Origin of the sequence: Pseudomonas sp. PDM02, from assembly GCF_014852285.1 — a bacterium.
GTDB lineage: Bacteria > Pseudomonadota > Gammaproteobacteria > Pseudomonadales > Pseudomonadaceae > Aquipseudomonas > Aquipseudomonas migulae.
The window spans coordinates 152,349-174,913 of record NZ_JACVBL010000001.1 but is presented as its reverse complement, the minus strand read 5'-3'; the positions used below and the strand labels follow the sequence as shown (position 1 = coordinate 174,913).

The following is a 22,565-nucleotide window of genomic DNA, read 5'->3' as shown; positions in this document are numbered from 1 at the left end:
AGCAAACTTTTGACGCCTGAAGCAGACGCAGGGCGGCTACTGCAAGAAGCCTTCCAACTTTTGCCGAGCGCTTGGAACAGAGGGGTTTCTGGGGGGAGTTGTGTCGTCCGGGCTGACGCTTTCGCGGGCAAGCCACGCTCCTACAGGACGGATGGCACAGATGTTTTTGTGGTCGACGCAAAACCTGTAGGAGCGAGGCTTGCCCGCGAAGGCGTCGGCACGACTAGCGCAAACCTCAGGAATCGCGGCGCAGATCCGGTGGAATCGGCAGATCATCCTTGAGCGGATCCGGCCGCTTGCCCTTGCCCGCGCGGTGCTGTCGGATCTGGTAGACGTAGGCCAATACCTGAGCGACGGCCAGATAAAGCCCGCCAGGAATTTCCTGCTCCAGCTCCGTGGAGTAATAGATCGAACGCGCCAGAGCCGGAGACTCCAGCAGCAGCACTTCGTTGGCCACGGCGATTTCACGGATTTTCAGGGCCAGGAAATCACTGCCCTTGGCAATCAGCATCGGCGCCGAGCCCTTGTCCGGGTCGTATTTGAGCGCCACGGCATAGTGAGTCGGGTTGGTAATGACCACATCGGCCTCGGGAATGGCCGCCATCATCCGGCGCTGGGACATCTCGCGCTGCAACTGGCGAATGCGCTGCTTGACCTCCGGCCTCCCCTCCTGATCCTTGTGCTCGTCGCGCACTTCCTGCTTGGTCATCAGCAGCTTCTTGTGGCTTTCCCAGAGCTGCACCGGCACGTCGACGGCGGCGATGATGATCAAGCCGCACGCCATCCACAGAGTGCTCCAGCCGACCACTTGCAGGCTGTGAATGATCGCCATTTCCAACGGCTCGTGCGCAATGCGCATCAGGTCGTCGATGTCGGAGTTCAACACCGCCAGCGCGACGAACAGCACAATGAAAAACTTCGCCAGGGCCTTGAGCAGTTCCACCAGCGCCTTGGCCGAGAACATCCGCTTCAGCCCCGCGCCGGGGTTCATGCGACTGAATTTCGGCGCCATCGAGCCCGCTGCGAACAACCAGCCACCGAGGGAAATCGGACCGAGAAATGCCGCCAGCAGCAAGGTGATCATCACCGGTTGAATCGCCAACAGGGCAATCTGCCCCGAGTGCAGGAGGAAGGTGCCCATGCTGCGCTGATCCAGAATCACTTCCCGCGACAGCGTGAAGTTCATGCGCATCAGCTCCATCATGTCCTGCGCCAAGGCCCCGCCGAAAATCAGCAGCGCACCGGCACCGGCAAGCATGATCGCCAAGGTATTGAGCTCTTTGGAGCGCGCAATCTCGCCCTTGTCCCTGGAGTCCTTTTTACGTTTCTCCGTGGGGTCTTCTGTTTTGTCCTGACCGCTTTCGCTCTCAGCCATGACTCAGCGCGCCCGTGCCAGTTCGCGCAACCACTGCAAGGCCTCGGTAGCCAGCGGTTGGTACTGATTGATGATGTCCGCCAGCCCGACCCAGACAATGAACAGCCCGAGCACCAGGGTCAGCGGGAAGCCGATGGAAAAGATGTTCAGTTGCGGCGCGGCGCGGGTCATCACGCCAAACGCGATGTTGACCACCAGTAGCGCGGTGATCGCCGGCAGCACCAGCAACAATGCCGCACCCAGCACCCAACCGAGCTTGCCGGCCAGGTCCCAGAATTGTGAAACCATAAAGCCGCTACCGACCGGCAAGGTGGTGAAACTTTCAGTGAGAATTTCGAAGACCACCAAGTGGCCATTCATGGCCAGGAACAACAGCGTCACCAGCATGGTGAAGAACTGCCCGATCACCGCCACCGACACGCCGTTGGTGGGGTCGACCATCGATGCGAAGCCCATGCCCATCTGAATCGAAACGATCTGCCCGGCGACCACGAAGGCCTGGAAGAACAGCTGCAGGGCGAACCCCATCACCGCGCCGATGAGAATCTGCTCGGCAATCAGCAGCAGCCCGCTCAAGTCCAGCGCATTGACCGGCGGCATCGGCGGCAACCCGGGCGCAATCACGAGCGTGATCGCGAGGGCGAAATACAGACGCACCCGCTGGGGCACCAGGGTCGTACCGAAAACCGGCATGACCATCAGCAAGCCACCGATGCGAAACAGGGGCAACATGAACGTCGCCACCCAGGTGCTGATCTGGGTATCGGTCAGTTGCAGCAGTGACTGCATGGCTTAGCCGATGACCCGAGGAATATTGCCGTACAACTGCAGGATGTATTCCATGAACGTCTGCACCAGCCACGGACCGGCAACGATCAGCGTCACCAGCATGACCAGCAGGCGCGGCAAGAAGCTCAGGGTTTGTTCGTTGATCTGCGTGGCCGCCTGGAACATCGCGACCAGCAGACCCACCAGCAGACTCGGAATCACCAGCACGGCGACCATCATGGTGGTCAGCCAGAGCGCTTCACGAAAGATGTCTACCGCGACTTCCGGCGTCATGGCGAAACACCGCCGAAGCTACTCGCCAATGTCCCGATGATCAGCGCCCAGCCATCCACCAGCACGAACAGCATGATCTTGAACGGCAGGGAAATGATCAGCGGCGAGAGCATCATCATACCCATGGCCATCAGCACACTGGCGACGACCAGGTCGATGATCAGGAACGGAATGAAGATCATGAAGCCGATCTGGAACGCGGTTTTCAGCTCGGACGTGACGAAGGCCGGTACCAGAATGGTCAGCGGCGCCTGATCCGGCGTGGCAATGTCCGTGCGTTTGGACAGGCGCATGAACAGCTCCAGATCGCTGCTGCGCGTCTGCGCCAGCATGAAGTCCTTGATCGGCACCTGAGCCTTGGCCACGGCATCCTGGGCGGTGAGTTTTTCCGCCAGATACGGCTGCAAGGCATCCTGGTTCACCCGGTCAAACACCGGCGCCATGATGAACAGGGTCAGAAACAGCGCCATGCCCGTGAGGATCTGGTTCGACGGCGTCTGCTGCAGGCCCAGGGCCTGACGCAGGATCGAGAAGACGATGATGATCCGCGTGAAGCTGGTCATCAGCATGACGAACGCCGGAATGAAACTCAGCGCGGTCATGATCAGCAGGATTTGCAGGCTGACCGAGTATTCCTGAGCGCCCTGGGCGTTGGTGCCCAGGGTGATCGCCGGGATCGACAACGGATCGGCGGCGAAGGCCAGCGGCGCGGCCAGCATCAGGGCCAGCGTCAAGATGATGCGTAGCGCACCCATTACTTCTTATCCTTCTGATCCTTGCCCATCAGTTCCATCAGGCGCAGGGCAAATTCCGGGGTCGCTTTCTCGGTGACCGGTACGTGCACCGGCTCCTTGAGCACATGCAGCGCGGTGATGGTGCCGGGGCTCAAACCGAGCAGAATCTGCTCGTTGCCAACCTGCACCAGCATCAATCGGTCACGCGGACCCAACGCCCGGGAACCGATCAACTCGATCACCTGCGCCTTGCCCGCAGGCCCGGCCTGCTGGACCCGGCGCAGCAGCCAGGCGAGGAAGAAGATCAACCCCAGCACCAGCAGCAGACCGAGCACCAATTGCGTCAACTGGCCCGCCACACCGCTGCTGACAGCAGGTGCGGCAGCCACGGCAGCATTAGCAACCGGTTCGGCCGCCAACGCACTGAACGGCAAGGCCAGTAACAACCCCAAAAGCTTTTTCACTCAGCGCAGCTTCTTGATGCGTTCGCTTGGGCTGATCACGTCGGTCAGGCGGATGCCGAACTTCTCGTTGACCACCACCACTTCACCGTGAGCGATCAACGTACCGTTGACCAGCACGTCCAGCGGCTCACCGGCCAGGCGATCGAGCTCGATTACCGAACCCTGGTTGAGCTGCAGCAGGTTACGGATGTTGATGTCGGTGCTGCCGACTTCCATGGAAATCGACACCGGGATGTCGAGGATCACGTCCAGGTTCGGACCGTCCAGGGTTACCGGATCGTTGTTTTTCGGCACGCTGCCGAATTCTTCCATCGGCAGACGGTTCGACGACGAACCAGCAGCGTCAGCCGCCAGCAAGGCGTCAATGTCGTCCTGCCCGGCATCGCCGGTTTCTTCCAGGGCCGCAGCCCATTCGTCAGCCAGCGCCTGGTCGTCCTGGGTATTCATATCGTCAGCCATCATGTGTCCTCGGCGGGCAACCCATCAGAGGGCAGCCGTCAGTTAAAAGCGAATATGTAGAGGCGCCGGTCAACGGCGCTCGATCGGCTCGATCACTTGCAACGCGAGGTTGCCTTTGTGCGAGCCCATCTTGACCTTGAACGCAGGCACGCCGTTGGCGCGCATGATCATTTCTTCCGGCATTTCGACCGGGATAATGTCCCCCGGCTGCATGTGCAGAATGTCGCGCAGGCGCAACTGGCGACGGGCAACCGTGGCACCGATCGGCACGTCGACGTCGAGCACGTCCTGGCGCAGGGCATTGACCCAACGCTCGTCCTGATCGTCGAGGTCCGACTGGAAGCCGGCGTCGAGCATTTCGCGCACCGGCTCGATCATCGAGTACGGCATGGTCACGTGCAGGTCGCCGCCACCGCCATCGAGTTCGATGTGGAAGGTCGACACCACAATGGCTTCGCTCGGGCCGACGATGTTGGCCATGGCCGGGTTCACTTCCGAGTTGATGTACTCGAAGTTCACTTCCATGATCGCCTGCCAGGCTTCCTTCAGATCGACGAAGGCCTGCTCCAGCACCATGCGCACCACACGCAGTTCGGTCGGGGTGAATTCACGCCCTTCGATCTTCGCGTGACGGCCGTCGCCGCCGAAGAAGTTGTCCACCAGTTTGAACACCAGTTTGGCGTCGAGGATGAACAGCGCCGTGCCGCGCAACGGCTTGATCTTGACCAGGTTGAGGCTGGTCGGCACGTACAGCGAGTGCACGTATTCGCCAAACTTCATCACCTGCACACCACCGACGGCAACGTCCGCCGAGCGGCGCAGCATGTTGAACATGCTGATGCGGGTGTAGCGGGCGAAACGCTCGTTGATCATTTCCAGGGTCGGCATGCGTCCACGGACGATGCGATCCTGGCTGGTCAGGTCGTAGCTTTTGACACTGCCGGGTTCGGCAGCGGTATCGGTCTGTACCAGACCATCGTCGACACCATGCAACAGCGCATCGATCTCATCCTGGGACAGCAGGTCCTGCACGGCCATGTCGTGTTCCTACTGCAGTACGAAATTAGTGAAAAGCAACTGTTCGATGACCACTTTGCCGAGCTCTTTCTGCGCCACTTCCTGGACGCTGGCCGTGGCTTTCTGGCGCAGCATTTCCTGACCGACCGGCGACGCCAGGGTCGCGAAATCCTGCCCGGAGAACAGCATGACAAGGTTGTTGCGGATGACCGGCATGTGGACTTTCAGGGCTTCCAGGTCAGCCTGATTGCGGCCCTGCATGGTGATGCTCACCTGCATGAAGCGCTGGCGGCCGTTCTGGTTGTAGTTGGCCACGAAGGCCGGCGCCATTTGCTCGAAAACCGCTGGTTGCTTGCCGGCCGGGGCAGTTTCAACCACGGCGGCAGGTTTGCTCTGAGCGCTGTGCATGAAGAACCAGGTCGCTCCCACGGACAAGCCGATCGCCAGCAGCAGGGCCACCACGATCACAATGATCAGCTTGATTTTGCCTTTGGTTGCGGGGTCTTTTACTACTGCTTCGCTCTTCGCCATGCCAATAATCCGTCACTATTCGGGTTTTCACAGTCGCACGGCAAGGCAAGAGCAAGTGTTATGCCAGAAGTGTCGGGAGACAGGGGACGGCGGATGACGATTCACCACAAAACAAATGTGGGAGCGAGCCTGCTCGCGATTGCGGTGCAACAGTCGATGAAGATATTGACTGTCAGTGCCTCATCGCGAGCAGGCTCGCTCCCACAGGGTTTGGTGCCTGACTAATTCAGGCGTAGTAGTCGACGGCGCTGGAGCCGATGACACTGGTGGTGCTGGCCGCGACTTCGGCAACGGTCGGCGCGAGCTCTTCATCCACGCCATCGAGGCGACCACCGCTGGCGTTGCTGCGCCCGCCCTGCCCCTGCTGAGCCTGTTGTTCCTGACCCTGCCCCTGCCAGCCACGCGACTGGTCTGACACGTTGACATCGACCTGCCCCATGCCCTGCTGCGCGAACATGTCACGCAAGCGGTGCATCTGACCATCGAGCGCTTCGCGAACGCTTGGATGCGCGCTCATGAAGGTCACTTGGGTCTGCTGGTCCGGCACCATGTTCACCCGAATATCAAGACGCCCCAGTTCGGCCGGTTGCAACTGGATATCGGCCGCCTTGAGATTGGCGCTGGACAGGTACATGACCCGGTTCACGATTTCTTCGGTCCAGCCGCTTTGATTCATCGTGATCGGTTGATTCACCGGTACCGCGTTGGCGGTTTTCGGTGTAGCTGCCTGAGTCAGTGCCGCCAGACGGTTGGCGAAGTCGTCGACGCGGGTATCGCTGCTCGCCGACTTCAAATCCTTGAGGCCGTCATCGATCAACCCACTGAAGGTTTTCTCACCGCCTTGGCTGGTACTGTCCTTGTCCGCCTGCACATCGAGCATGCCCGCCATGCCGGCGGCAAAGTTCTGTGCCGAGGTGGGTTCGCCATCAGCCTGGGCCTGAGCAGCCGTCGGCGCTGCCTTGGGTTGCGCCTGACTGGCAGCGGAAATATGACCGCCCTGTTCCATGGCCATACGCACGGCCGGCAGCGCATCCAGCGGATCGGCTTCAGGATCGAACGCGTCATCCGCCGGCGCGGCAACCTGTACCGCCGCCACTGGCGCAGCAACAGGAGGCGCCTGCACTTGCGGCTGCTCAGTGACCACCACTGGCGGTGCTTGCGGAACCGGAGCTGCCACCACGGCTTGCAACGCTGGCAGCAATGACGGATCGAGAGCCGGATCAACCGGCGCCGTGTCGACGACTACCGGGGTTTCTGCGGTATCCGCGGCAGCTGCGGCATCATCGCTGGCAGCCTTGTCGTCGTCCGGCGCCGGTTTATCGGCGGGCAAGGTTTTGCCGCTATCGGCAACCGTCGGTTCCGGGGCGGCAGCATTGTCGTTGCCGACGCTCTTTTTATCGGGGCTGTCCGGGGCTTTATCGCGCACCGGCTTCGGCGATCCGTCAGTGGTCGCCGAGGGCTTGTTCTGGGCTTGATTGGCGTAGACCTGAGCGAAGCTGGAGGCTTTGTCCCCGGGCTCAGCGGACAGCGCCGGTGGATTGGCGGAGGCGGCTTGAGTCTTGGCCTGAGCGGCGGCCTGAAGAAGAATATTGGGGGTAACGGGCATGAAACGGTCTCCGCTGCACTGGGATCGTAGGTACAGTTGCGGTGATATCTGCAAGGGTTGCGCCAGTTTTGCTTAAGCGGCGTTAAAAACGCCGGACGGTCGCATTGTCAGCGAGAGAGCGCTGGCGTTCTGCTTCATAGAGGGGACGGATAATGGCGAATTCGCCATCGATTTCTCCGACCAGTTTCTCGATGCCTTCCAGAGACTTCTGCTTGCTGCGTTGCTCGAGCTCATTGCACAGCTCGGCGAGGCGCATGGCGCCCATGTTGCTGCAACTGCCCTTGAAACTGTGCGCCGTGGCACCGAGCGTCTCCGCATCGCCAGCCTTGTGCAACAGACTCAAGCGCTCTTCGGAATCGGCGAGGAAAGTATCCAGCAACGTCGGATAGTCTTCCTCCATGACCTCTTGCAACGCGCTCAGCACGTCGCGATCCAGATGTGTGTCAGCCACTTGCTCACTCCTTGATCAAGAATGCGCGGATTATGCCAGAGCCTCCCAGAAAAATTCCACGCGGGCACTACGACCATCGTCGGACCAGTTGGCGTTACGGCTCAACTGGCGGATCAGACTGACCCCGCGTCCCGACAGACGGGCACCATCGAGGGGACGCGCCATCACCCTGTCGACATCAAAACCCTTGCCACTGTCTTCGACACGAATCGTCAGGCAACCACCCTCGCCTTTGGGCGCGACCTGCAAATGCAGCCGCACATAGCCGTCCTGCAGCTCGTCCAGACGTGCATTGCGTTGTTGATAATAGCGGGCAAAACCCGAGGCATCGCGTTTCAGGCTTGAGTCCAGCCCCAGCACGCCGTGCTCCAGAGCATTGGAGTACAACTCCGCGAGCACACTGTAAAGCGCACCGCTCTGGGCGCGCAAACCATGCACTTCCAGCAGCAACTGCAAAAGATACGGCAATGGATTGAAGCGCTTGAGGGTGGCCGCACGAAACTCGAAACTCACCGACCAGTCCAGCGGGCAGGACTGACCGCTGTCGGAATACACCAGGGCCGGCGGACTCAGCTGCGCAGCCTCCAACAGGCTGACTTCGACCATGCTGACATCGTCGCGGGCCTCACCGCGAAAATCCCGCAGCGCCTGCTCGATCTCCTCGAACAGCTGATCCGGCCGACGATTGGCCGCAAACACCCGCTGCAATCGCTCGACGCCGAACAACTGCTCATTGGCATCGCACGTATCGATCACCCCGTCAGACAGCAGGAACACCCGGTCCCCGACCGCCATCGGAAACACTTCGGTGCGGTCATCGAACGTCTGCGGGCTCAGCACGCCAAGCGGCAAATGCCGAGCGGTCAGCTGTGTGCGCTCGCCGCTGGCAATACTGTGCAGGTAACCGTCCGGCATCCCGCCGTTCCAGACCTCCACCGAGCGCCGCTGAAAACTCAGGCACAACAGCGTCGCACAACAGAACATGTCCACCGGCAGGATGCGCTTGAGCTTGGCGTTCATCTCGCGCAGGGTTTCCGACAGGCCATAACCCTTGGCGGTCATGCCGTAGAAGACCTCGGCCAGCGGCATCGCCCCGACGGCGGCCGGCAAGCCATGGCCGGTAAAATCGCCGAGCAGCACGTGCATGTCGCCGGCCGGAGTGAACGCCGCGAGCAGCAAATCACCATTGAACAGCGCATAAGGCGATTGCAGGTAGCGGATGTTGGGGGCGTTCAGGCAGCCGGAATGGGCGACCTTGTCGAACACGGCCTTGGCCACACGCTGCTCGTTGAGCAGGTAATCGTGGTGCCTGGCAATTTGGTCGCGCTGCTCCAGCACGGTGGCCTGCAACCGGCGCAAGCGGTCCATTGCCTTGATTTTGGCGGCGAGGATCACCTGGTTGTAGGGTTTTGCCAGAAAGTCGTCACCGCCGGCCTCCAGACATCGCGCCAAGGCTTCGCTTTCGCTCAGCGACGTCAGGAAGATGATCGGCACCAGGGTTTCCCCGGCCAGCGTCTTGATCTGCCGTGCCGCCTCGAAACCGTCCATCACCGGCATCATGGCGTCCATCAAGACCAGTTGCGGTCGTTGTAAGCGAAACGCTTCGACCGCTTCGGCACCATTGGTGGCCGTAAGCACTTCATGGCCCTGGCGACGGACGATACTCGACAGCAGCATGCGGTCGGCCGCGCTGTCTTCGGCAATCAGGATCGTCAGCGGCTCGAGCGGCTGCACGTTGGTCAACTGATGTCGAACAGTTTGTCGAAGTTGGAGATGGCGAGAATCTTCTTCACGTCAGAACTGCTGTTGACGACGCGAATGTCGGAATCGTCGCCACCGGCGTGATCACGCAGCAGAAGCAGCATGCCCAGTGCGGAACTGTCGAGGTAGGTCGCTTCTTTCAAATCGACGACCACTGCAGAGAGTTCCTTGTTCTCGTAGGACTCGCGAAATTCCTGATGTTTGGCGAAGTCGAATCGTCCTCTGATCGATATCGTCAGTTTTTGCCCATCCGGAGAGACTTCTGTAACGACTGACATTGAACGGCATCCTTGTCATTGGTGAACATACTTGTACAAGGTTTAGCACTTGACGGAGATGGGGGCAAGGCTGGAAAGGGGCGGAGTTTTTGAGGACGCCTTCGCGGGCAAGCCTCGCTCCTGCGGGATTTGTGCCGTTCACGAAATCATGGACGATGCGAAACCTGTAGGAGCGAGGCTTGCCCGCGAAAAACGATAACGTGGCCTGACTGATTCAGTACGGACTCTCACGCGGCAACCGCTGGGACAACTCGTCCATCAGCTTCTGCTCGCGCCTGTCTTCCAGCTGTCGCGCCTCGTCTGCGTAACGCTGAACCAGTTTGCGCAAGCCTTCGACCCGGGCAAATGCCTGCTGCCAGGTTTCCCGTGCCTTGTTCAGATTGTTCTGGTGCCACGCCAGGCTTTGTCGCTGCTGATCGATGGCGGTGCCCAGTTGCGCGAGGAAGCCCTGATAACCCAGCAGCCACTGGCCCGAGACGCCGCTGCTGCCGCGCACGATCCATTGCTCCTGATAGTCGAGTCGAAAGGCTTCAAGGTCGGCGAGTTTGCTTTCTGCCACTCGAACCTGGCCCTGAAAATGGCCTAACCGCTGAGCGGCGGTTTTCTCGGCCTTTTCGGCCATTTCGACCACCGGCGCCAGACGCCCTGCCCGACTCTGGGCCATGATCGATTAACCGCCAGCCGCAGGCGCGAAGATCGAGCCCAGATAGGATTCGCTTTCGCCCAGGCTGATGCTGTCGTTCAACCCTTGGCGCAGGTATTTGGCCAGCTGCGGCTGCAGGGAAATCGCCAGGTCGGTCTCGCGATCTCCGCCAGCGACGTAGGCGCCGACACTGATCAGATCGCGGCTCTGCTGATAGCGCGACCACAACTGCTTGAAATACTGGGCGCGGGCCATGTGTTCCGGCGACACCACCGACGGCATGACCCGGCTGATCGACGCTTCGATGTCGATGGCCGGGTAATGCCCTTCCTCAGCCAGGCGCCGAGACAGGACGATGTGCCCGTCAAGCACACCCCGCGCCGAGTCGGCGATCGGATCCTGCTGGTCATCGCCTTCGGACAACACGGTATAAAACGCGGTGATCGAACCGCCGCCCTTTTCAGCGTTACCCGCCCGCTCCACCAGTTTCGGCAACTTGGCGAACACCGATGGCGGATAACCCTTGGTCGCCGGCGGCTCGCCAATGGCCAGGGCGATTTCCCGCTGGGCCTGGGCGAAACGAGTCAGCGAGTCCATCAGCAACAGGACATTCTTGCCCTTGTCGCGGAAATACTCGGCGATCCGCGTGCAATACATCGCGGCGCGCAGACGCATCAGCGGCGCATCGTCCGCCGGGGACGCCACGACCACCGAACGCTTGAGCCCTTCTTCACCGAGGATGTGCTCGATGAATTCCTTAACTTCTCGACCCCGTTCACCGATCAGCCCGACGACGATAATGTCGGCCTCGGTGAAGCGGGTCATCATGCCCAGCAGCACACTCTTGCCGACGCCGGTACCGGCGAACAGCCCGAGCCGCTGACCGCGACCGACCGTCAACAAACCGTTGATGGAACGAATGCCCACGTCCAGCGGCTCGCTGATCGGGTGACGCTTGAGCGGGTTGATCGTCGGGCCGTCCATCGGCACCCAGTCTTCAGCCTTCATGCCGCCCTTGCCGTCCAGCGCACGACCGGCGCCGTCGAGCACCCGTCCGAGCATGCTCATGCCCATCGGCAGACGACCGGTATCGGCCAACGGCACCACACGGGCGCCGGGCGCGATGCCGGCGACACTGCCAACCGGCATCAGAAAGACTTTGCTGCCGGAGAAGCCCATGACTTCGGCTTCGACCTGCACCGGATGGTAACTGTCGTCGTTGATGACCATGCAGCGGCTGCCCATGGCGGCGCGCAGGCCTTCAGCTTCGAGGGTCAGGCCGACCATGCGTAGCAAGCGGCCTTCGAGGATCGGTGCGCCGGCCAGTTCCGTGGCCTCGGCGTAACTGCCCAGGCGCTTGGCGAAGCTGGTGCGATCAAGGCGCATCGGGAACGTCCGGCTCGGCTTCGACCGCAGGTTTGGCCTCGATCGGCAGCTCCAGGCTCAGGTCCGGCGCGGCCGGGTGCAGGGCCTGCTCGTGCAACTGATCGAACAGCTTGTCCATGACTCGGGCGATGCGCGTTTCAACGGTGGCATCGATGCGACTGTGCTCCGTCTCGACCCGGCAACCACCAGGCAACAAGGCTTCGTCCTCGACGATGCGCCAGGTTTCTTCATGGCGCTCGCGCAGGGCTTTGACCTGTTCGAAATCCTGCGGATTGATGTACAGCCGCACATTGCCCACGCCCAGCGGCAACAGCTTGAGGGCGTCGCGCATGACGTGTTCGATCTGCGTCGAGTCGATGGCCAGTTCGCGTTGAATCACCTGTTTAGTGATGTGCTGCACGAGGTCGACCAGCGACTTTTCGATCTGGGTGTCTTGCTCGGCGATAGGCTCGAACAGGTTGGCCATCAGTTGCTCAAGCGCGGCGACTTTCGGCGCCAGGACCGCCTCTGCTTCCTGACGGACCTTGAGCGTGGTGCTGTGAAAACCTTCTTTTTCACCCGTGGCGAAGCCTTCGTTGTAGGCCTCCTGGCGAATGCTTTCGAGTTCTTCGAGGGTCAGTGGCTGGACTTCTTCCAGCGGCACTTCCTCCATTTCCGGCGGCTCGGGCTCTGGTTCCGGCTCGGGCTCCGGTGCAGGCGGGTCGAAACTGGGCAGTGACCAGGTGTCGAAACCCGCGACGTCCTTGGCGCGGATCAGGTCGGTCTGGGACTCATCATGTTTGGACGACATAGTGACCTTAGATCATCTCTTCGCCGCCCTTCCCGCCGAGAACGATTTCTCCGGCTTCGGCCATACGGCGAGCAATGGTGAGGATTTCTTTCTGTGCGGTTTCCACGTCGCTGACACGCACCGGGCCTTTGGCCTCGAGGTCGTCGCGCAACAGTTCGGCCGCCCGTTTGGACATGTTCTTGAAGATCTTTTCCTTGACGCCTTCGTCCGAGCCCTTGAGGGCCAGTACCAGTACATCGGAGGAGACTTCACGCAGCAACGCCTGAATCCCGCGGTCGTCGACATCGGACAGGTTGTTGAACACGAACATGAGGTCTTCGATCTGACCGGACAGGTCTTCGTCGACTTCGCGGATCGAGTCCATCAGCTGACCTTCGATCGAGCTGTCGAGGAAGTTCATGATGTCGGCCGCACGCTTGATGCCACCCAGGGTGGTGCGCGAGGCATTCGAGTTGCCGGAGAACTGCTTCTCGAGAATCTGGTTGAGTTCTTTCAGGGCGGCTGGCTGCACGGTATTCAGCGAGGAAACCCGCAGAATGATGTCCAGTCGCACCTTGTGGTCGAAGTTGCCCAGCACTTCGCCGGCCTGGTCCGGGTCGAGATACGCCACGACGATCGCCTGGATCTGCGGGTGCTCGTAACGGATCACGTCGGCGACGGCGCGCGGTTCCATCCACTTCAGGCTGTCGAGGCCACTGGTGTTGCCGCCCAGCAGGATCCGGTCGATCAGGCCGTTGGCCTTGTCCTCGCCCAGCGCCTGAGTCAGCATTTTGCGCACGTAGTCGTCGGAGCCGACGCCCAGGCTGGTCTGATCGCCGACAATGTCGACGAACTCGCTCATCACCTGCTCGACCTGCTCGCGGTGCACGTTACCCATCTGCGCCATGGCCACACCCACACGCTGGACCTCTTTGGGCCCCATGTGGCGCAGCACCTGGGCGGCATCGGTAGAACCGAGAGACAGCAGCAGGATTGCGGCTTTATCGACCCGGGACAGTTTGGCGACGGCGGCTCGGTTATCACTCATCTGCGTTAATCCACTCTTTCACGACCTGGGCCACGCGACCCGGATCTTCTGCCACCAGACTCTTGATTGCATTCAACTGTGCGTCATAGCCTTCGCTCGGGCTCGGCAGCAGGATGCTGGTCGGGCCGCCGAGGCTGACGCGATCGTTGGCCAGTTCGCCGTCCAGGCCGCCCATGCCACCGAGCTCCACGTCGCCGCCAAAACCGGCCAGCTGTTTGCCTTTGCCGCCATTGGTGATGTTGTTGAGCACCGGACGCAGCACACCGAACACCAGTATCAGGATGAACAAGACACCCAGCACTTGCTTGACGATGTCCCAGAACCACGGCTGGGAGTAGAACGGAATATCGGCAATCACTTCACCGCGCTCGGCGGAGAACGGCATGTTGATCACGCTGACGCTGTCGCCACGACTGGCGTCGAAACCGACGGCGTCCTGTACCAGACGGGTGAAGCGCGCCAATTCGTCGGCGCTCCACGGTGCACGGGTGGTTTCGCCGTTGGCTGCGTTGATCTTGACCTGATCGTCCACCACTACCGACACCGACAGGCGGTTCAAACGCCCTTGCTGTTGTTTGGTGTGGCTGATGGAACGGTCGAGCTCGAAGTTCTTGGTGGATTGTTGACGCTTGTCCGCCGGGTACGGTGCCAGCATCGGTTGGCCGGTGGCCGGGTCCATGATTTGCTGACCGTTGGCATCCAGCAGTGGCTGGCCTGGCTGCACCATGCCGGCCGACGCGGTAGCGCCACCGGTGGTTTGCGGCGCCGAGGCAGGCGATGGCGGCTGGTTGCTCAGAGCACCCGGTACGCCTTGCGGGCCATTGCTGGCGGTGCGTTGCTCGTTGACCGACTGCTCGCTGCGCAACGCCGGCTGATCCGGGTTGAATTGCTCGGAGGTCGACTCGACAGCACTGAAATCCACGTCCGCCGAGACTTCGGCTTTATAGCGGTCGTTGCCCAGCACCGGTTGCAGGATGTTGTGCACGCGCTGAGTGAGCATGCTTTCCATGCGACGGCTGTAATCGAATTGCTTGCCGGCCATGGTCAACTCGGAGTTCTCCGCCTGATCCGAGAGCAGATTGCCCTTCTGGTCGACGACGGTGATCTGCGATTTGCTGAGTTCTGGAACGCTGGTCGCGACCAGGTTGATGATCGCCACCACCTGACCCGGCTCCAGCGAACGACCGGAATACAGCTCAACCAGCACCGAAGCACTCGGCTTGCGCTCGTCGCGCACGAACACCGAGCTTTTCGGAATCGCCAGATGCACGCGGGCACCCTTGACGTTGTTCAGGCTGGAGATGGTCCGGGCCAGTTCGCCTTCGAGGCCGCGACGATAACGGGTCGCTTCCATGAACTGGCTGGTGCCGAGCCCCTGGTCCTTGTCGAGGATCTCGAAACCGATGTTGCCGTCGCTGGGAGTGACACCAGCGCCCGCGAGCTTCAGGCGCGCACGGGACAGGTCATCGGCCTTGACCAGCAAGGCACCGGAGTTCGGTTCAACGGTATAGGGAATGTCAGCGGCAGCCAGGGTATCCATGACTTGCTTGGCGTCCATACCGGCAAGGCTGCCGTACAGAGGCCGGTAGTCCGGTTGCTGGGACCACAACACCACGGCGAAGCCAATCGCCACGCTCGCAGCCAGGCCGACCAACAGGCCCACCTGACGCAACATGGTCATCTCGGAGAGGTTTTCCAGGAAGGACAAGCCGAACAGCGGCGGTTTGCCGTCTATCGGTGTGGCCTTGGCCGGAACATTATCGGCGACTGCTTCTGCCATGACTCAATCTCGTCCTTAAACCGGCATCTGCATGATGTCTTGGTATGCCTGAACCAGCTTGTTACGCACTTGGGTCAACGCCTGAAAAGACACGCTGGCCTTCTGCGAGGAAATCATCACGTCCGTCAGGTCGACACCGCTCTTGCCGATCTCGAAGGCACTGGCCAACTGACTGGAAGCCTGCTGGGTGTCGCTCACTTTATTGACGGCCTGACCGAGCATGTCGGAAAAGCTGCTGCCGCTCAATTCAGGGACGGCGGCAGTCGATTTCGGCGCAGACATGGCATCCATTTGCATGGAACGCATGTCCAGCATCAACCGATTGAATTCAATACCTTGGCTCATGGTCTACTCTCATTGACGACCCGCAATTTTTTGACACTCACTCGGCGGGTAGTGAGGTGTTAGCAACAAGGGTGCCATCTCCGTGGCCGCCCAGAACAAAAGCCCTTCATCAGCTCACAATCTTCTGCAGGCTCGCTCCCACAAAGTAAAATCAGGTGGCGAACAGGTAAGCTTCAACATCCATTCCGGCATCACGCATTTGCGCCAGTTTGTAGCGCAGGGTGCGAGGGCTGATGCCCAGACGCTCAGCCGCTTCCTTGCGACGCCCCCGCTCAGAGCGCAAGGTATCGATGATCATCTGGAATTCGCGGCGACGCAGGTCATCACCCAACGCACCGGCAGACTCGGACTCCACGTCAGCAACCCGCACCGGCACGGCGGTCAATACCGGCAACGGCGCACAGGCGACCGGCCCGGCCAGGCAGAAATCCTGCGGCTGGATCACACCGCCCTGCTGCAGGATCAATGCACGCTGAATCGCGTTATCCAGCTCCCGCACATTGCCCGGCCACGGATAGCCGATCAGGCACGCCTGCGCCTCGGGCGACAGTCGCGCCGCTGCATGCTTCATTTTATTGACGTGCTTGGTCAGCAGTCGCTCGGCCAGCGGCAGGATGTCGGCGGTGCGTTCGCGCAACGGACGCCAGGCCAACGGAAATACGGACAGGCGATAGTAAAGGTCTTCGCGGAAACGCCCTGCCGCCACTTCACCGGCAAGGTCGCGGTTGGTGGTGGCGACGACCCGAATATCCAGCGTGATCGGTTTGCGCGCGCCGACCCGCTCAACTTCGCGCTCCTGTAACACGCGCAGCAACTTGGCTTGAAGACCCAGGGGCATTTCGGAAATTTCGTCGAGCAGAATGGTTCCGCCGTCGGCCTGCTCGAACTTGCCGGCCTGCGCCGCGATGGCGCCAGTGAACGAACCCTTTTCGTGACCGAACAGCGTTGCCTCGAGCATGTTGTCGGGAATCGCCGCGCAATTGATCGCAATGAACGGCTGGCTGGCGCGATGAGAATGCTGATGGATGTAACGCGCCAGCACTTCTTTACCGGTCCCGGACTCACCGGAGATCAACACCGTCGAATCACTGCGCGCCACCCGTGCGGCCAATTCCAGCAACTGCGCACTGGCCGGCTCGAACGCTACAGGCCCCTCGCTGTCGGCAGCGCCGAGGCTGCCCAGCGCATGCCGCGCAACCAGATCCAGCAAAGCCTTGGGCTCGAACGGCTTGACCAGATAATCCGCCGCGCCCTGACGCATCGCATCGACCGCGCGCTCTACGGCGCCGTGCGCCGTCATCAGCAGCACCGGCAACTGCGGCTGGCGAGCGCGCAGCAATCCGAGCAGTTGATGGCCGTCCATGCCCGGCATGTTGACGTCACTGAGCACCAGGTTGAACGCCTCGGCTCCGACGGCGTCCAGCGCTTCTTCGGCCGACCCCACGGCTGTGTAGTCATGCCCTGCGAGCAACAGCGTATCGGTCAGTGCTTCGCGTAATGCGCGGTCATCCTCGACCAGTAAAACCTTGATCCCCATGTCGTTCACTCCACTCCCTGAGCACTGCGCTTTTCATCAGAAAACAGCGGCAGAATCACCTGCGCGCAGGTGCCGCGACCCAACCGCGAGTGCAGCTGCAATTCGCCCTGATGGGCACGAGCCACGGCCTTGACCACGGTCAGGCCAAGGCCGGTCCCGGTGGTTTTAGTGGTAAAAAATGGCTCACCCAAACGCGCCAACACTTTCGTATCGATGCCGCTGCCGCTGTCACTGACGCAGACACGCAGGTTGTTGTCACGGGTGTAGAGATGGACTTTCAAGCGAACGTCGCCGGCACTGGCCTGGATCGCGTTCTCGATCAGATTGAGAATAGCCCCGACCAACGTGTCGCGATTGCACAGCAACTCACCCGCATGACTGTCGCACTGCCAGCGAACCGGCAAATCCTGCACATGGGTCAGCGCCGCGGCCTGCAAGGATTGCATCAGCATTTTCGGCGTAACGCGATCGGTCAGCGGCAGCTCGCCACGAGCGAACACCAGCATGTCGCGCACTTGATGCTCCAGCTCATGCAAACGCTCTTTAAGGCGCCCGGCAAAACGTTGCTGCGTGGCAACCGGCAGTTCTTGCTCGGTCAAATGACTGGCGTAAAGCAATGCGGCGGACAACGGCGTACGAATCTGGTGAGCCAGCGACGCGACCATTCGACCGAGGGAAGACAGGCGTTCGTGGCGAGCCAGTTGATCTTGCAGATGACGGGTTTCGGTCAGGTCGTTGAGCAACACCAACTGGCCGGGCTCGGCATCCAGCGAGCGGGTGGCGATCGACAGACGCCGACCGTCCTTGAGCGAGATTTCGTGGCCGTCGTCTTCGCGCGGCGCGAAGCATCGGGCAATGACATGACGCCACAGCTCGCCTTCGAGAGGCAGGCCGAGCAACTCACAAGCAGCGGGGTTGGCTTCACGCACGATGCCCTGAGCGTCGATGACGATAACGCCGCCGGGCAATAGATCGAGGAGGTTTTGCAGACGGTTGGCCAGGCGTTCTTTTTCCGCCAGTTCCTGCATGCGCTGAGCGCTGACCACCGCCAGCTCGCCCTTGAGCTCGGTGACCCGGGCTTCAAGCATGCTGTAGGAGTCGGTCAACTGGCTGGACATCTGGTTGAACAACGCGAAAGCCTGCTCAAGGCCAAGCCGGCTTGCCTGCTCTACGGACGACGTTTGTCCCGAAGCATCAGGGACAGGAGACATCTGGGCGGCTTGGGGCATCGGGCTCTCTCGCTTGGCTGACCGTCAGTTAAACGGAACGTTGCGAGGGATGTAGCAATACCCGTGCCTAAAAAAAACCGCCTACAAATGAACGACTTGAAAAACAGGCGTCAATCATCCGCCTGTTCATCACCATCGCGACGGCTCATGCCGTACTTGCGCATTTTCTCTACCAGCGTGGTACGACGGATCCGCAACCGCTCGGCAGCGCGCGCCACGATGCCATTGGCATCATCCAGCGCCTGCTGGATCAGGCCCTGTTCCAGACCACCGAGGTAGTCTTTCAGGTCCAGGCCTTCCGGCGGCAGCATGGCGTTGGCGGTGAAGTCCGGAGTGTGACCGTTGATGGCCACGCGCTCTTCAAGATCGCTGCGCAGGCTATCGACCAGTTGCTCGTCTTCGTCATCGACGTAGCGGAATTTCTTCGGCAACTCGACCACACCGATCACCCCGTACGGGTGCATGATCGCCATGCGCTCCACCAGGTTGGCCAGTTCGCGAACGTTGCCCGGCCAGCCGTGACGGCACAGCGACATGATCGCTGCGGAGTTGAAACGGATCGAACCGCGCTTCTCGTGCTCCATGCGCGAGATCAACTCGTTCATCAGCAGCGGAATGTCTTCGACACGTTCGCGCAGCGGTGCCATCTCGATCGGGAACACGTTCAGGCGGTAGTACAAGTCTTCGCGGAAAGTGCCGATCTCGATCATGCTTTCGAGATTCTTGTGAGTCGCCGCGATGATGCGCACATCGACGCTTTGGGTCTTGTTGCTGCCCACGCGTTCGAAAGTACGCTCCTGCAGCACGCGCAGCAGCTTGACCTGCATCGGCAGCGGCATGTCGCCGATTTCGTCGAGGAACAGCGTGCCGCCGTTGGCCAGCTCAAAACGCCCGGCGCGACTGGTGATCGCCCCGGTGAACGCGCCTTTCTCATGACCGAACAATTCGCTTTCCAGCAACTCGGCCGGGATCGCCCCGCAGTTGACGGGAACGAACGGCGCGTCACGACGCTTGGAATGGTAGTGCAGGTTGCGCGCGACCACTTCCTTGCCAGTCCCCGACTCGCCAAGGATCAGCACGCTGGCGTCGGTGTCGGCAACTTGCTGCATCATCTGACGGACGTGTTGAATCGCCCGGCTGGTGCCGACAAGACTGCGGAAAAGGTTGGGCTCGCGATGACGACCGCGCTCGCGGGCCTGGTCGTACATCTCGCGATAGACCTGGGCACGGTGCAGCGAATCGAGCAGTTTGCTGTAGCTGGGTGGCATTTCGAGGGTCGAAAGCACTCGGCGACGCTGGTCTTCTGGCAAGTCAACGGAAGAATTATCGCCCATTAACAAAACCGGAAGGAACTCATCCCAGGTAGAGAGTGTCTTTAACAAGCCCGGAAGTGCACCAGGAGCATTGACCGTCCCGATGAGGACACAGATCACTTCACGACTTGATGACAAAGAGCCGACAGCCTGCTGCCAGTCATGGCTACCGCAGGGTAAATTTTCTTCGCCAAGAAAATTTAAAATCACCGCCAAGTCGCGGCGGCGGACGCTATCGTCATCAATCAGCAGAATTTTGGTTTCACGCCACATGCAATAGCAACTTCCCTAGTCAACTCAATGCCCGAAATGATGGGGCAAGCTAGACGCTTGCAGACACGTTATGCCTGTAGACGCCTGAAATCTGGAACCAGCCACTAGTTAAGTCAAAAAACCGTGCACAGTCAAATTTATGGCGCACTATGTTTGGATTAACTGAGGATTAATTAACCAAACAGATGGTAAACCTTTGCAGCGTTCTGTGCTTGATGGATCTGCGACATCTCATCAACTATTGCTTGTCGCTCACCTGTCGCCGCCTCCAGAAGCTGCTTGTACACCCCCAGCAACTCCTCAAGATTGTCGCGCAAGGCGGCCTCGTCTACCGAAGCTTCACTCAAGACGTCTTCCATGCAGGAACGACAAGCCAGATCCAACTCACCGATGGCTTCCCAATTGCGCTCGGCCAAGGCACCGACGAGGGCATCACGAGTGTGTTCGATACGCTGCAATACAAGACTCATGGTGATCTCCTTAAAACTGCGGACCCGGCGCGGCGATAGCATCCCAGCCTTCTTTGACTGTGCGAAGCAAATCGGCGACTTCGTCGAGAATCTTTGGATCGGTTTTGACGTTGGCTTCTGCCAGGCGCTTCATCATGTAGGTGTACAGCTTGTCCAGCTCACCCACAGACTCAATCGAATTTTCCAGGTCCAGGCCTTCACGCAAGCCACCGACGATCGCGATCGCCTTGCCGATGAAAATGCCTTTGTTGGGAATATCCTTGCGTTCCATGGCACCCTTGGCCTGAGCGATGCGATCCAGCCCACCTTCCATGAGCATTTGCACCAGGCGATGGGGGCTGGCTTCGGAAGTCTGGGCCTGAGCACCAATCTTCTGGTACTGCCGAAGGGCTAACATCGGGTTCATGCTGTACCTCATCAAAACTTTGTGATTCGTATAGCCAGTGTATCGACACCGCGTCAAAAATCTTTAGATCGAAACAAAAAAAGCCCGACAAGCGGAATTCGCTGCCGGGCTTTTGGCGCCTACGCGCTATCAGCCTTTTTTCTGTGCGTTCATCGCCTCAAACATCGAGGTAATGTTGCTCGCCGTTGCCTTGAGCTTGCCGACAAGAGTGTCCATGTCGTTGTACTTCTTGGTCAGCACGGTTGTCAGAGTCGCGACTCGACGATCCAATGCCTCCTGCTGGCTGGCCAGGTTGGTTTTAACCTTCGCCAGGCTGGCCGAACGCGCATCAAGGATGCCTTCGTTGCCAGTCACGGTATAAGGCGTAATCGCCGAATTCATTCGCTCCAGCAGCCCCTTGGCCGCATCGCCGGTCGCCGCAGGATCACCCAGGAACAGCTTCTGAATTTCACCACCCAGTTTCTGCGTATCCATCGCCGCAGAGAACTTGGTGCTGTCAAAATCGAGCGCACCGGTTTTCTGGTTAGTGGTAATACCCAACTGCGAAAGCACGGTCAGTTTGTCGCCAGCACCGGTACTTGCCAACGGTTCACGGATCGACGCCAGAACACTGCGACCCAGCGAGTCACCGGTCAATGCCGCGGGAATGGTTGGCTTGCCATCTTTATCCAGGGAAGGCTTGCTCAGCGTACTGACGGTGCTGACCACCTGGTTGAAAGCGTCGACAAAGGCCTGGATCGATTTTTTCAAACCGTCACTGTTCGGCCCGACCGTCACAGTGGAAGTACCCGTCGTCACCAGATTCAGTGTCAGACCGGAAATGGCGCTATCCACGGTGTTGGATTTGCTGGAGATAGCCAGCCCGTCAACCGTAAAGCTGGCATTCGCAGCGAGTTCGCCGATGGCACCCGCCGAAGTCCCATCAGGCGTGGGACCCATTTTCTGGCCCGCGGTAATTTCCAGGCCCGGAATACCACTGAGCGTGATATCGGAATTCAAACCGGTCGCGGTAGAGCCCAGGACCAGACGCGAACCGAAGGAGTCAGTGACAATGTTGGCACTGAAGCCATTGGCGCCTTGCTGGGTGTTGATCGCATCCCGCACCGTCTGCAACGTAGCGCCAGGAGGAATGGTGACCGGTCGGGCAATGCCATTTTGAGTGATATTGAGCGTACCGTCCTGAATGGCACTGGTAGGGCCAAGGGCAAACGCAGCGGTCGCCACTTTCGAAGATGTCGCAAGGTTGTTGACCTTGATGACATACGTGCCGTTGACCGCCGAGTTGCTGGCGACAGAGGTCAGCACTTTGGGATCGGAACTCGTGGCGTTGTAACCCAGGAACTGAGGGGTCTTGGTATCACCAAGGTTTTTGATCGCGGCCTGGAAATTCGCCAACACACTCTTGAGGGTCCCGACACCGGAAATCTGCGATGTATTGGTGTTCGTCTGCCGGTTGATCTGGGTTTGCTTGGCCGATTTATCAGCATCAACCAAAGCTTTGACGATAGCCGTGGTGTCAAGGCCGGAGCCTAACCCCAGACCCGGTAGAATTGGACTTGCCATGTAGGACTCCCTTCAGTGTGTCGCCGGCCTTTTGACCATTACAACGCCCAAAAGAACATAGCAAC

24 protein-coding genes are annotated in these 22,565 nt (G+C 60.1%); all 24 read right to left on the bottom strand.

Annotated elements, in window-relative coordinates; genetic code table 11:
* Nucleotides 1-235 precede the first annotated feature (235 nt).
* The gene (gene flhB, locus IB245_RS00755; RefSeq protein WP_008039815.1) at nt 236-1,375 is read right to left on the bottom strand and encodes a flagellar biosynthesis protein FlhB; all 1,140 of its coding nucleotides are present in this window, start codon (nt 1,373-1,375) and stop codon (nt 236-238) included.
* 3 nt (nt 1,376-1,378) lie between these two features.
* A complete protein-coding gene (gene fliR / locus IB245_RS00750) occupies nt 1,379-2,164 on the bottom strand; it encodes a flagellar biosynthetic protein FliR (protein ID WP_008039814.1) in 786 nt (261 codons plus the stop codon).
* Nucleotides 2,165-2,167: 3 nt separating this feature from the next.
* Nucleotides 2,168-2,437, bottom strand: a complete 270-nt coding sequence (fliQ, locus tag IB245_RS00745; protein WP_008024593.1) for a flagellar biosynthesis protein FliQ — start codon at nt 2,435-2,437, stop codon at nt 2,168-2,170.
* Nucleotides 2,434-3,192 (bottom strand): flagellar type III secretion system pore protein FliP, encoded by a 759-nt coding sequence (fliP, locus tag IB245_RS00740; RefSeq protein ID WP_008039813.1) that lies wholly within the window; start codon nt 3,190-3,192, stop codon nt 2,434-2,436. The genes fliQ and fliP overlap by 4 nt, the downstream gene beginning before the upstream one ends.
* Nucleotides 3,192-3,635 carry a flagellar biosynthetic protein FliO gene (gene fliO / locus IB245_RS00735; protein WP_008039812.1) on the bottom strand — a complete coding sequence of 148 codons (444 nt, stop codon included), beginning with the start codon at nt 3,633-3,635 and terminating at the stop codon, nt 3,192-3,194. Before fliO ends, fliP begins: the two co-directional genes overlap by 1 nt.
* Nucleotides 3,636-4,094 (bottom strand): flagellar motor switch protein FliN, encoded by a 459-nt coding sequence (fliN, locus tag IB245_RS00730; protein ID WP_008039811.1) that lies wholly within the window; start codon nt 4,092-4,094, stop codon nt 3,636-3,638.
* Nucleotides 4,095-4,163: 69 nt separating this feature from the next.
* The gene (gene fliM / locus IB245_RS00725; protein ID WP_008024584.1) at nt 4,164-5,132 is read right to left on the bottom strand and encodes a flagellar motor switch protein FliM; all 969 of its coding nucleotides are present in this window, start codon (nt 5,130-5,132) and stop codon (nt 4,164-4,166) included.
* A gap of 9 nt (nt 5,133-5,141) precedes the next feature.
* Nucleotides 5,142-5,642, bottom strand: a complete 501-nt coding sequence (fliL, locus tag IB245_RS00720) for a flagellar basal body-associated protein FliL (protein ID WP_008039807.1) — start codon at nt 5,640-5,642, stop codon at nt 5,142-5,144.
* Between the two features lie 226 nt (nt 5,643-5,868).
* Nucleotides 5,869-7,248 (bottom strand): flagellar hook-length control protein FliK, encoded by a 1,380-nt coding sequence (locus IB245_RS00715; protein WP_192226048.1) that lies wholly within the window; start codon nt 7,246-7,248, stop codon nt 5,869-5,871.
* 82 nt (nt 7,249-7,330) lie between these two features.
* Entirely contained in the window at nt 7,331-7,699 is a 369-nt protein-coding gene (locus IB245_RS00710; RefSeq protein ID WP_192226046.1) for an Hpt domain-containing protein, read from the bottom strand.
* Nucleotides 7,700-7,729: 30 nt separating this feature from the next.
* Nucleotides 7,730-9,433, bottom strand: a complete 1,704-nt coding sequence (locus IB245_RS00705) for a SpoIIE family protein phosphatase (protein ID WP_192226044.1) — start codon at nt 9,431-9,433, stop codon at nt 7,730-7,732.
* Nucleotides 9,434-9,438: 5 nt separating this feature from the next.
* Complete coding sequence (locus IB245_RS00700; protein WP_008024574.1) at nt 9,439-9,738, bottom strand: STAS domain-containing protein; 300 nt, start codon at nt 9,736-9,738, stop codon at nt 9,439-9,441.
* 214 nt (nt 9,739-9,952) lie between these two features.
* The gene (gene fliJ, locus IB245_RS00695; protein WP_008024572.1) at nt 9,953-10,402 is read right to left on the bottom strand and encodes a flagellar export protein FliJ; all 450 of its coding nucleotides are present in this window, start codon (nt 10,400-10,402) and stop codon (nt 9,953-9,955) included.
* 6 nt (nt 10,403-10,408) lie between these two features.
* On the bottom strand, nt 10,409-11,767 hold the full coding sequence (gene fliI, locus IB245_RS00690; RefSeq protein ID WP_192226042.1) for a flagellar protein export ATPase FliI: 1,359 nt from the start codon (nt 11,765-11,767) through the stop codon (nt 10,409-10,411).
* Entirely contained in the window at nt 11,757-12,557 is an 801-nt protein-coding gene (gene fliH / locus IB245_RS00685) for a flagellar assembly protein FliH (protein ID WP_192226040.1), read from the bottom strand. Before fliH ends, fliI begins: the two co-directional genes overlap by 11 nt.
* A gap of 7 nt (nt 12,558-12,564) precedes the next feature.
* The gene (gene fliG, locus IB245_RS00680) at nt 12,565-13,584 is read right to left on the bottom strand and encodes a flagellar motor switch protein FliG (RefSeq protein WP_003184041.1); all 1,020 of its coding nucleotides are present in this window, start codon (nt 13,582-13,584) and stop codon (nt 12,565-12,567) included.
* Nucleotides 13,577-15,364 carry a flagellar basal-body MS-ring/collar protein FliF gene (gene fliF, locus IB245_RS00675; RefSeq protein WP_008044586.1) on the bottom strand — a complete coding sequence of 596 codons (1,788 nt, stop codon included), beginning with the start codon at nt 15,362-15,364 and terminating at the stop codon, nt 13,577-13,579. The genes fliG and fliF overlap by 8 nt, the downstream gene beginning before the upstream one ends.
* A gap of 15 nt (nt 15,365-15,379) precedes the next feature.
* On the bottom strand, nt 15,380-15,709 hold the full coding sequence (fliE, locus tag IB245_RS00670; protein ID WP_008044594.1) for a flagellar hook-basal body complex protein FliE: 330 nt from the start codon (nt 15,707-15,709) through the stop codon (nt 15,380-15,382).
* A gap of 151 nt (nt 15,710-15,860) precedes the next feature.
* Nucleotides 15,861-17,246 (bottom strand): sigma-54-dependent transcriptional regulator, encoded by a 1,386-nt coding sequence (locus tag IB245_RS00665; RefSeq protein ID WP_192226038.1) that lies wholly within the window; start codon nt 17,244-17,246, stop codon nt 15,861-15,863.
* Nucleotides 17,247-17,251: 5 nt separating this feature from the next.
* On the bottom strand, nt 17,252-18,475 hold the full coding sequence (locus IB245_RS00660) for a sensor histidine kinase (protein ID WP_404943246.1): 1,224 nt from the start codon (nt 18,473-18,475) through the stop codon (nt 17,252-17,254).
* A gap of 110 nt (nt 18,476-18,585) precedes the next feature.
* A complete protein-coding gene (locus IB245_RS00655) occupies nt 18,586-20,061 on the bottom strand; it encodes a sigma-54 dependent transcriptional regulator (RefSeq protein WP_008044600.1) in 1,476 nt (491 codons plus the stop codon).
* Nucleotides 20,062-20,234: 173 nt separating this feature from the next.
* Nucleotides 20,235-20,531 carry a hypothetical protein gene (locus tag IB245_RS00650; protein ID WP_008044601.1) on the bottom strand — a complete coding sequence of 99 codons (297 nt, stop codon included), beginning with the start codon at nt 20,529-20,531 and terminating at the stop codon, nt 20,235-20,237.
* A 10-nt stretch (nt 20,532-20,541) separates the two neighbouring features.
* Nucleotides 20,542-20,937 (bottom strand): flagellar export chaperone FliS, encoded by a 396-nt coding sequence (gene fliS / locus IB245_RS00645; protein WP_008044602.1) that lies wholly within the window; start codon nt 20,935-20,937, stop codon nt 20,542-20,544.
* 129 nt (nt 20,938-21,066) lie between these two features.
* Entirely contained in the window at nt 21,067-22,500 is a 1,434-nt protein-coding gene (gene fliD / locus IB245_RS00640) for a flagellar filament capping protein FliD (RefSeq protein ID WP_192226036.1), read from the bottom strand.
* Nucleotides 22,501-22,565 lie beyond the last annotated feature (65 nt).

Excerpts from the sequence above, each read along its gene's own strand:
- flhB (WP_008039815.1), bottom strand. The coding sequence starts at position 1,375 with ATGGCTGAGAGCGAAAGCGGTCAGGACAAAACAGAAGACCCCACGGAG.
- fliR (WP_008039814.1), bottom strand. The coding sequence starts at position 2,164 with ATGCAGTCACTGCTGCAACTGACCGATACCCAGATCAGCACCTGGGTG.
- fliQ (WP_008024593.1), bottom strand. The coding sequence starts at position 2,437 with ATGACGCCGGAAGTCGCGGTAGACATCTTTCGTGAAGCGCTCTGGCTG.
- fliP (WP_008039813.1), bottom strand. The coding sequence starts at position 3,192 with ATGGGTGCGCTACGCATCATCTTGACGCTGGCCCTGATGCTGGCCGCG.
- fliN (WP_008039811.1), bottom strand. The coding sequence starts at position 4,094 with ATGGCTGACGATATGAATACCCAGGACGACCAGGCGCTGGCTGACGAA.
- fliM (WP_008024584.1), bottom strand. The coding sequence starts at position 5,132 with ATGGCCGTGCAGGACCTGCTGTCCCAGGATGAGATCGATGCGCTGTTG.
- fliL (WP_008039807.1), bottom strand. The coding sequence starts at position 5,642 with ATGGCGAAGAGCGAAGCAGTAGTAAAAGACCCCGCAACCAAAGGCAAA.
- IB245_RS00715 (WP_192226048.1), bottom strand. The coding sequence starts at position 7,248 with ATGCCCGTTACCCCCAATATTCTTCTTCAGGCCGCCGCTCAGGCCAAG.
- IB245_RS00700 (WP_008024574.1), bottom strand. The coding sequence starts at position 9,738 with ATGTCAGTCGTTACAGAAGTCTCTCCGGATGGGCAAAAACTGACGATA.
- fliJ (WP_008024572.1), bottom strand. The coding sequence starts at position 10,402 with ATGGCCCAGAGTCGGGCAGGGCGTCTGGCGCCGGTGGTCGAAATGGCC.
- fliI (WP_192226042.1), bottom strand. The coding sequence starts at position 11,767 with ATGCGCCTTGATCGCACCAGCTTCGCCAAGCGCCTGGGCAGTTACGCC.
- fliH (WP_192226040.1), bottom strand. The coding sequence starts at position 12,557 with ATGTCGTCCAAACATGATGAGTCCCAGACCGACCTGATCCGCGCCAAG.
- fliG (WP_003184041.1), bottom strand. The coding sequence starts at position 13,584 with ATGAGTGATAACCGAGCCGCCGTCGCCAAACTGTCCCGGGTCGATAAA.
- fliF (WP_008044586.1), bottom strand. The coding sequence starts at position 15,364 with ATGGCAGAAGCAGTCGCCGATAATGTTCCGGCCAAGGCCACACCGATA.
- fliE (WP_008044594.1), bottom strand. The coding sequence starts at position 15,709 with ATGAGCCAAGGTATTGAATTCAATCGGTTGATGCTGGACATGCGTTCC.
- IB245_RS00665 (WP_192226038.1), bottom strand. The coding sequence starts at position 17,246 with ATGGGGATCAAGGTTTTACTGGTCGAGGATGACCGCGCATTACGCGAA.
- IB245_RS00660 (WP_404943246.1), bottom strand. The coding sequence starts at position 18,475 with ATGCCCCAAGCCGCCCAGATGTCTCCTGTCCCTGATGCTTCGGGACAA.
- IB245_RS00655 (WP_008044600.1), bottom strand. The coding sequence starts at position 20,061 with ATGTGGCGTGAAACCAAAATTCTGCTGATTGATGACGATAGCGTCCGC.
- IB245_RS00650 (WP_008044601.1), bottom strand. The coding sequence starts at position 20,531 with ATGAGTCTTGTATTGCAGCGTATCGAACACACTCGTGATGCCCTCGTC.
- fliS (WP_008044602.1), bottom strand. The coding sequence starts at position 20,937 with ATGAACCCGATGTTAGCCCTTCGGCAGTACCAGAAGATTGGTGCTCAG.
- fliD (WP_192226036.1), bottom strand. The coding sequence starts at position 22,500 with ATGGCAAGTCCAATTCTACCGGGTCTGGGGTTAGGCTCCGGCCTTGAC.